Annotated in this window: 7 protein-coding genes and 2 pseudogenes; 3 read left to right on the forward strand and 6 right to left on the reverse strand. The window is 34.3% G+C overall.

What is annotated here, in order from left to right:
* The 3 genes and pseudogenes from ACWIX0_RS12145 to ACWIX0_RS12155 all read left to right on the forward strand — a co-directional run.
* Positions 1-272, forward strand: a pseudogene (locus tag ACWIX0_RS12145) (T6SS effector amidase Tae4 family protein); the annotation flags it as partial.
* Between the two features lie 9 nt (positions 273-281).
* On the forward strand, positions 282-806 hold the full coding sequence (locus tag ACWIX0_RS12150; protein WP_454174252.1) for a hypothetical protein: 525 nt from the start codon (positions 282-284) through the stop codon (positions 804-806).
* A 9-nt stretch (positions 807-815) separates the two neighbouring features.
* Positions 816-947 (forward strand): hypothetical protein, encoded by a 132-nt coding sequence (locus ACWIX0_RS12155; RefSeq protein ID WP_454174253.1) that lies wholly within the window; start codon positions 816-818, stop codon positions 945-947.
* Here ACWIX0_RS12155 and ACWIX0_RS12160 read toward each other — a convergent pair.
* The 6 genes and pseudogenes from ACWIX0_RS12160 to ACWIX0_RS12185 form a co-directional block, all read right to left on the reverse strand.
* A pseudogene (locus ACWIX0_RS12160) lies at positions 909-1,669 on the reverse strand (IS1595 family transposase). The gene ACWIX0_RS12155 and the pseudogene ACWIX0_RS12160 sit on opposite strands and share 39 nt — an antisense overlap.
* Positions 1,670-1,873: 204 nt before the next feature.
* Positions 1,874-4,171: a GmrSD restriction endonuclease domain-containing protein gene (locus tag ACWIX0_RS12165; protein ID WP_454174254.1), complete on the reverse strand. Its 2,298-nt coding sequence runs from the start codon at positions 4,169-4,171 to the stop codon at positions 1,874-1,876.
* On the reverse strand, positions 4,168-5,895 hold the full coding sequence (locus ACWIX0_RS12170; RefSeq protein WP_454174255.1) for a DUF262 domain-containing protein: 1,728 nt from the start codon (positions 5,893-5,895) through the stop codon (positions 4,168-4,170). The genes ACWIX0_RS12165 and ACWIX0_RS12170 overlap by 4 nt, the downstream gene beginning before the upstream one ends.
* 196 nt (positions 5,896-6,091) lie before the next feature.
* Positions 6,092-6,694, reverse strand: a complete 603-nt coding sequence (locus ACWIX0_RS12175; protein ID WP_454174256.1) for a threonine/serine exporter family protein — start codon at positions 6,692-6,694, stop codon at positions 6,092-6,094.
* A 114-nt stretch (positions 6,695-6,808) separates the two neighbouring features.
* Positions 6,809-7,765, reverse strand: coding sequence for a DNA adenine methylase (locus tag ACWIX0_RS12180; RefSeq protein WP_454174257.1), 957 nt, complete (start codon positions 7,763-7,765; stop codon positions 6,809-6,811).
* Positions 7,746-8,294 (reverse strand): hypothetical protein (locus tag ACWIX0_RS12185; protein WP_454174258.1); only part of this gene is annotated, 549 nt, incomplete at its 5' end. The genes ACWIX0_RS12185 and ACWIX0_RS12180, both read right to left, overlap by 20 nt.

Genomic DNA, 8,294 nt, shown 5'->3' on the forward strand with positions numbered 1-8,294 from the left:
CTTGGAAAAAATCCGTCTTATTTGAAAGCGTTAAACAAGAAATAGAAAATGGGGATGCGAAAGATTTTATAAAAACAATGAGCGGTATTAGCGATAATAAAAAATTCTTTTGTGTTTTGCAGAGTATTTGCCGAAATGGCATTGTGGCTTTAACAAATACTTCTGGATTTCGGCATACAACATTGTGGAATGGTGGTAATTTTGCTGATAATACAAATTGGCTGGATGGAAATGTTTTTATTGAAACTTTTTATTTTTGGCAATTATCATAGGAAAATCAAATGCAACATTCAATAAAAATCTTGCTAATTTGTTTGGTGACTTGTAATATAGTTTTTTCATTACCACCACAATCCGATGAGATAATTTTAAGAGAAGTTCTTCCTAATAAGAAAAAGAAAAATTTAATAGAAGTCCTTGAATGGCTAGAAAAAGATGAAAACAAAAAGCGATTACCAAATTTGCCTCTTTATCCTCTAAGAGGTGGCTATAAAGAAGCTATGATCAATGACTTAGCCTTTAAAGAAAATGTCATAGAGTTATATAAAATGTGGGGACATACATTGTGCTTATCTGCAAGTGCTATATATATTCGTGAAGGTTCTAGCGTTCAGAATGAACTTAAAGCATTGAATTTTTCACGCAGTATAAATAAAAAAATTTTAGATGAAATTCAAGTGTATGTATATGCTTCAACATTAGGGGAAACTTCACTATGGTGGCAATGCCTAAAACTTTACGAATCTAAAGAATACAACGCCGAAGTGGAGAGAATCATAAAAAAATACTGCAAAGAATGCGAGTAAAGAATCTAAATGCCAATGCCAAATCCGCTATTAGAATCTGATAGCGTAGAATGCGCTCATAAGGGCAAAGTCCTGCTTCAATCAAGCACAAAAGATTTAGGCTCAACCCAACTTAAGCAGATTTTCTCTTATCATTTTTAGCAAGATTTTATACAAATCTTGCTGTTTAATTTGAATATTATATCTAAATTCTGTTTCTTTTAAGTGAAGCAAAAAATTCTCTTTTTTGATTCCTTTAAATTTGCTTAATCTATGCTTTGCATAGCCCCAGAAGTTTTCAATACCATTTATATGATTTCTACCTAGCACAAACTCATTTTTTGAGTGTTTGACTCGATAATGTGCCTTTGCCCCTTTTGCTTGTGGTTGTAAGCAAAGCAAAGAAAAAATCTACTAATCCATCATACGCTCCCCAATAATCACTATAAAATTCTGTCTCATTTATATTGCTTAAATCTCGTATTATAGGCAAAAGATCATCTGCAGAGCAATGCTTTACAATTTGGGTATAAACACAATTATTTCGTTTTAGCATACCTTCTGCTTGCAGTTGTAAGCAAAATAAAGCAAAAACACAGGTGTTTTTTTTTACCTGCTCCTCGCCCTCTTTTTCCTCTTACTCTTTTAGCACCCAAAATCTATATTAAAAGGTTGCTTTCATCAACTTCAATTTCGCTTTGCATTTTAGATATTTTTTTCGCATTCTTTTGCGATTAAGATTCTAATATTTTGATGATTTTATTGATACTTTGACGAGAAATGTTGCTTAATTTTGCAATTTTAACAGCCTCAATATCAAGACAAAAAAGTTTAAGAATCTCTCTTGTTTTTGCCTCTGAAATTCTTGCAAAGTTTTTTATTATGTGGTGATATACTTGTTTTTCATCGTATGTATCATAACTTAAGACTCCTTTATTTGAGCTTAAGTTGTCTTGATCCAAATTAAATCTATGCTTTGGGATTTTATCCGTTGCAACACAGATAAGCAATCCCCAAGCAATGCTATCGCATTTTGATTTTTTGCGAAATTTAGTTGGTTTAAATTCTCAAAAACGCTAGTTGACACATTAAACCTTTCTAAAAATCTCATCTAGCACTTTATCAAACTCGGCAAAAATATCACCTTTTATATCAATGAAAAATTCTTGTGTGTCATAAACTATAATTCCCTTATCATCAACAATAGCGATAATAATGCCTTTATTATTTATGCTAAAATTTGGTTTGATTTCATCGTCTTGTTCATAATCATAGATGATTGCGCTATTTTCATATTCTGAGACGCTAATACCTTTTTGCTTGCAATAGCAATAAAATCCATAAGTTAGCAAATCCCTTGCGCCGACTTGATTGTAGCTAACTCGTGTTTTGTTTAGCAAAATCACTTGCTCATTGTAATCGTCAAAATAGATTCTGCGCGTTTTTTGAAAGGTTTGCTTATTTTCTACTAAAAATTCAAATAAGCCCTCTTGTCTGATTAAAAGTTGCTCCCACCATTTGCGACTAGAAATATCCGCATTATCCACAATATCTTGCAAAATCTCACGCAAATTTGTCTTTTTAGATTCGGCTATTTCACCAAGCAGTTTTTTAAAATATGGCATTTCGCTTTCATTATTTTTGCCACTTAATAGCCAATTCCACGCTTCTCTATCGCGGTAAATCTCACCACAATAATTGCCATAAAAATAATTAGTAGTTGAAAATCCAAAATCCCCCACGCTCAAAAAAGCGCGTTGAAAGAGCGGTAAAAAGCCGTTATTTTGCACTTTATCTTGTTGAATCTCATCAAAAATTTGCATTGTTAGATTTGCGTATTTGCTAAATTTTTCGAAGTCTGGATTTGATTTTGGATTGTTGTAATCCAAAATACTTTCCTCACTAGTTTCATTTAATATTTCGCTAAATATTGCATAATTCCACCACGATTGATATTTAAATTTTTCATCACTAAAATCTAGCAAGTAATCCACCCAACCCCTTAAAATATTATGATTGCTTGTGGCATTTAGAATTTCTTCCCATTTGTCGCTACCTTTGCGGCTTTGTAAAATTAGCTTTGCCTTGCGAGATTCTAGGGCGTAAATATTTGAATGAAAGTTATGTGTGTGGTTTTGCACTAAAAATTCATAAATATTTTTATATCCTTTTGATAGCGTTTTAAAAAGATTAAAAAATGCGATAATGTGCTCATCGGGTTTATCAAGTCTATGGTTTTCTATCAAATGTTTGCACACACGCAAATAATCCTCCAAAGATTGTGTGTTTATATTTGTATCATTTTTAGATTCTAGCACGAAAAACAATGCCGAAAAAAAGTAGCAAATCTCCACATATCCAAGTGAATCTCTTGCATTTTTAAACGAATCAAAATTGCTAAATTTGTCAAATCCACTTTGCTTAAAAATCTCACTACAATCTTTATATAAATCCATAAGCCTATCAAGCAACGCCATATTTTCTATATTTTTCAAAGGTTGATAAAAATCATCAATAGGGTGATTTGCCGAATCTATCATTGCTTTAATTTCGCCACTTTTTACCTTGCCTTGCAATAACATAAAAAACACATTTGCATAATGCAAAAACACAATTCCACGCTTATCAAACGCATTAAAATCGCAATCTGCAAAAAACATATCCGCCCATTTATTATCAATATTTGCCAAAAGCGCGTGCGAATCTGCGATTTGTGAATCTTGCTCAATATATGCTTTGAGATTTTCATAACGCGTGAGTTGTTTGCCTCGTGCGTTCATTTTTATATAGAGTTCCTCGCCTAGTGCAAACTCGTCCATATCAAAGGCATAAAAAGTAATATTGTCTAGATTCTTAATAAGTAAATCTAAATTTGTTTTATTGTCTAGCCTTGCATAAATTAAATCAAGCATATTTAGCATTGCTTTAATAGTCGGGTCGCTTCTAAGATTTTCCTCTTTTTCAAACTCACCACCTTTATCAATGATTGTCTTGCTTGGATTTGTGTTTAAATCAAAATCCTTATTTAACAAATTTTTGCAAAATTTTTTAGAACTATTACGCACGGCATAAGAAAAATTTGATAATTCTTTAGCGATAGATTCTAGCCTCCCTGTCTTTTTGTAAAGATAAAAATGCAAAAGCCACAAAGTTGTGATTCGTTGCTGTCCATCGATTAGTATAAATTTTTCGCCCTCTTTGTAGCCATAAATAAAATCAATATGCAAAGTATCCCTTTTGCCTTTAAGGACAGCAAAAATTGCGTCCAAAAATTCATTTGCGATATTTTCTTGGGATTTTCGCCCTTGTGCGTAGTCTCGTTGAAGCATTGGCGCTTCGACATTATATTTATTTAAAAAATCTTTTAGATTTATAGTTGCATTCATTTTACACCCCTTGCAAAACTATGCAGCAAGTCTTTTAAACATTGCAAATATGCTTCTCTATCGCTTTTGTTAAATACATTTTTGTGGCTAAAATCCAAATTGCCCAAAGATTTATCAAAGACTTTTTGCGTCAAAATAGGGATTAGTTTGTCCTCTTTGCCTAATTGCTCTATTTTTTCTCTCTTTTTGCTAAAAATAAGATTGCCTAATTTAGCATTAGAATCTTTATCTAATAAGCTAAGATTCCCTATGTTATGCAATGAATTACTACTTTTAAAATCTTCATCAATATCATTAAGCAATTTTTCTAACTTTTTCTTATTTGTCGCGCTAGATTCTAGTGTGGCTACAAATGCGCTTATTTCTTTTTGTAATTCTTTGTTTTCAATGTAGCCTTGCGTTTCTTTTAGCCATTCTTTTAGTTCGTTTTTATTATTTTGTTTGATTATATCTTTTATGCTTTGTGAATTTTGCGCATAAATATGTTCCAAACTCCACCGCTCTAACGCAAAACGATTAAACTCAAAATATTTATTGCTTGATTCATCGCTAATTACATATTGCAAATTTGCAAGCAAAAGCAAGGCGTGAATCTCACGCTTATCGTTATTTCTATAATCTAATTCATCGATTTTAGCGATAGATTCACGCATTTTCTCACAGATTTTTTCAAAGAGAATTTTTGCAAATGCTTCTTTGCTTTTGCCACATTGCTTCCACCACGCATAGATTTTTGAGATTTTTTCATTATTTTGCATTAGAAATCCAATGTAGTGAAAAATCTCTCTATCAATTTGACTTGTGCCCTTATTTGCAAATCCTTGAAAATTATCAATGCAAGATTCTAGCTCATCCCATTTAGAATCTAACTTTTTATTTTTGTAAAATTCATCAAAAAATTCAAAAAGCTTATTTTCTTTGAGTGGCGAACTAATTGCCTTTAAATACACTTCAATGCGCGAAATATCATCGCTTAGCGTGTATGGTTTGACATTTGGCATAATGCTATTTTCATCGATACTTGATAGCACACAATAGCGAAAATCTCGCTCCTGCCTTAAAGCAATCTCTGCCTTATACCACACTTGCGCTCGTTCTTTTATATCATCGCTATCTAAATTCTCATTTTTGCTTAAAAACAACGCTTTGATATTTTCTGCTTCTTGCAATGGTATCTTGCCAATATTTAGACGGCGAAATACCGCGCTTTCGTCCTCATCTTTTGTGATTTCATACCATAGCACTTTGCAATTATCTAGCAAAGTGGCTAAAAATTTGTCTTTGTCGATTTTACTATCGCTAAAAAAATTTTTGATAGTTTTATATGCTTCATAAAAATGATAAAAGTCAATATTTGTGGCTTTATCTTTGCTTTTAGATTGAATATTTTGCAAAAATTCTCTTGAATCTTGATGTGCTTCTTGCCTTGTCTCATAACTAATATCAAATAAATGTCCCTCGCTTAAAAATTTCACAATCAAAAATATCGTAGTAAGTCGTTGTTGTCCGTCAATGACATTGTATTGTCTGTCTTTTTGTTTGATAACTATGGGTTGCAAACAATAAAAGCTATCCTTTTGCTCCGCATTTGCAAAATCCCAAATATCCTCCAAAAGCGCACCAACCTCCCTATCTCCCCACCGATACCCTCGCTGATAGCTTGGGATAAAAAATTTATGATTTTTTAGCTCGTTTATGCTTTTTGGTTGATTGTTTTGGGACATTTGCAAACCCCTTTTTAAAATTTAAACATACTATAAAGTTTTTTGTTTATACATTGCAAACTTAATGCAACAGACGCTTACAAAAATAAGACTTAAATAAGCCTCTCATTGCATTGCTGGTGAGTAGTATATCATTAAAATCCAACAATATTTATGTTTTTAAGTGTGCAATCCAACACTTGAATGTAAAAAATTTCTAATGCTCTCGTATTTTTAGCCTCTTTATTCCGCGTGTCATCATAAAACTTTGCTCATAAAAGATTGAAAGCACGACAAGAGTGCCCGCGACAAGCGATAGCGAGACAGAAAACATAATCATAAAATTATCAAAAAAGCTAAGCAAATACTCTAAGCGTGTGGCATCGTCCCTATGCTCGATAAAATTTAGTAGCGAAATAATGCTTTGATACCCGTATTTACCCGGAAACATCGGGAGCAGGGCTGGGAAAATCACCACTTCAATGGGGGCTTTTAGTCGCTTCGCTACAAAAGTGCCTAAAAGCCCGATAAGCAGGCTCGCCACAAAGCTCGCCCCCGCAAAGCTAAGAGCCCCACCCTCCATAAGATAAGCGCGCGAAGTATGCCCGATACCTGCAAAAACCGCGCTCCAAATGAGCGTTTTAAGCTGTGGATTTAGCCCGTAGCAAAAGCCAAAGCCCGCCAAAAACGCGCAAATAAAATGCCCGATAATCTCTTGGGTAAAAGAGCCTTGCAAAATCTCGGTATGCAAAATGTCCAAAATCTCGCTGTGATTTTCCCAAAAGCTCGCAATCGCGCCGTGTAAATTAAAATCCATCATTTTAGCCCCCTTTTAAGTGTTATTTTTGTCGCTATTTTACTCGCGCTTGTTTGTTTTTTTGTAACATTGCGTGTAAATTCTAGAATCTCCGCTTTTATTTTGCCTTTTTTTGCGTTATTTTGCGTTATTTTTCATTGTGGCATTATGTGTTAATGTGCGTTTTGCCAACTCAAAATTGCTTATCAAAAGCTCCTTGCCTTTAGGCGCATTTTCACTAGCGACATTATTCATACCATATTGCAAATCCCACTCAAGCAGGTAAAAATCCCTATACAGCTCGCGGATAAACGCGCTATTATCATAAGTGAGCAAAAATTTATGCTTGGTAGATTTTAGGCGTTCGCAGAGTTTTTGGTGGTCAAAGCTCGTGTGTAAAATGCCCTTTTTACCGTAGAGTTTGGATTTGCTCGCGCTAAAATATGGCGGGTCTAGGAATAAAAATACGCGTTTATTGTCGCTCGATTTGCCCAGCAAAAACTCCGCATAATCAGCATTTGAAAACGCGATATTCCCTAAAATCTTTTGCGTTTGCGCTAATCGCTCCACACTACTAAGCGTAAATCTGCCCTCATACGCTTTTTGTGAATATCCGCCACTATCCACCACGCCTGAAAATGTAATGCGATTGAGGATAAAAAAGTCGATTGCGCGTGTGAGCGTGTCTAAATTAGATTCGCGCCGAGCGAGGATAAAGCGATACAAATCCCTGCCGTTTTGAAATCTATTTTTTAGTTCCAAAATCCCGCTTATTAGCTCATTTGGACGCGTTTGCAAACTCTGCCAAAAGCAAAAAAGTTCAGAATTTAAATCGTTAGCATAGATTTTGGTTTTTGCGTATTGCGGATTTTGCGCGAGATAAAGGCTAAAAGAACCCCCGCCAAAAAATGGCTCTCTAAACTCATCTATGTCTTTTGGCAAAAATCGCGCGAGGAATGCAACTGCGCGAGATTTTCCTCCGGGATAGCGAAGCGGGGATTTTATCAATGTTGATTTATTACGAGATTTTGCGTGTGGTTTATCACAAGATTTCACGCTAGAATCGATACAATCATCAAACAAAGAATGAGTCATTATTTATCCATATTTCAAAGTTATTGTTTTTGCATTCTAGATTCAAGGCTTTAAGCATCATCTTTTGCGTGTTTGAAAAATTATGTCTAGCGATAAAAGATTCTAGATTCTCACTTGGTAGGCAGAATCTAGAATTTAAAACGCCCGAAGTCAATCGCAATACAACCTTAAATCTATCATAGCCCTTAATTTTTGCAAGATTATTATACAGCATTAGTTTTAGTAATCCGTCTTTTATGTCATCACCGCTTGGCAAAAGCGCGTTTTTGCTATGTTTGCTCTCGCACAAATGCAACACGCTATCTTTGACAAACACATCATCAATAGTGAAAAAATACTGCCCACCCAAATAATTCTCTATGACAATTTTTGCTTTTTGCCCTATGCCGATTTGCTCTTTTGGCTGGATTGTGTGGATTTCGCGCTCTTGCGCCTCTTTTGCTTTGGTGCGTGAAAACTCCATAAACGCATTTTTGCTTTGCAAAATTTTATCGGCAAATTTATTGATATTTTGGGGATTGTGAAGCGG

Source organism: Helicobacter sp. T3_23-1059 (genome assembly GCF_053654515.1).

Coding starts and splice junctions, on each gene's coding strand:
- ACWIX0_RS12150 (WP_454174252.1), top strand. CDS start 282: ATGCAACATTCAATAAAAATCTTGCTAATTTGTTTGGTGACTTGTAAT.
- ACWIX0_RS12155 (WP_454174253.1), top strand. CDS start 816: ATGCCAATGCCAAATCCGCTATTAGAATCTGATAGCGTAGAATGCGCT.
- ACWIX0_RS12165 (WP_454174254.1), bottom strand. CDS start 4,171: ATGAATGCAACTATAAATCTAAAAGATTTTTTAAATAAATATAATGTC.
- ACWIX0_RS12170 (WP_454174255.1), bottom strand. CDS start 5,895: ATGTCCCAAAACAATCAACCAAAAAGCATAAACGAGCTAAAAAATCAT.
- ACWIX0_RS12175 (WP_454174256.1), bottom strand. CDS start 6,694: ATGATGGATTTTAATTTACACGGCGCGATTGCGAGCTTTTGGGAAAAT.
- ACWIX0_RS12180 (WP_454174257.1), bottom strand. CDS start 7,765: ATGACTCATTCTTTGTTTGATGATTGTATCGATTCTAGCGTGAAATCT.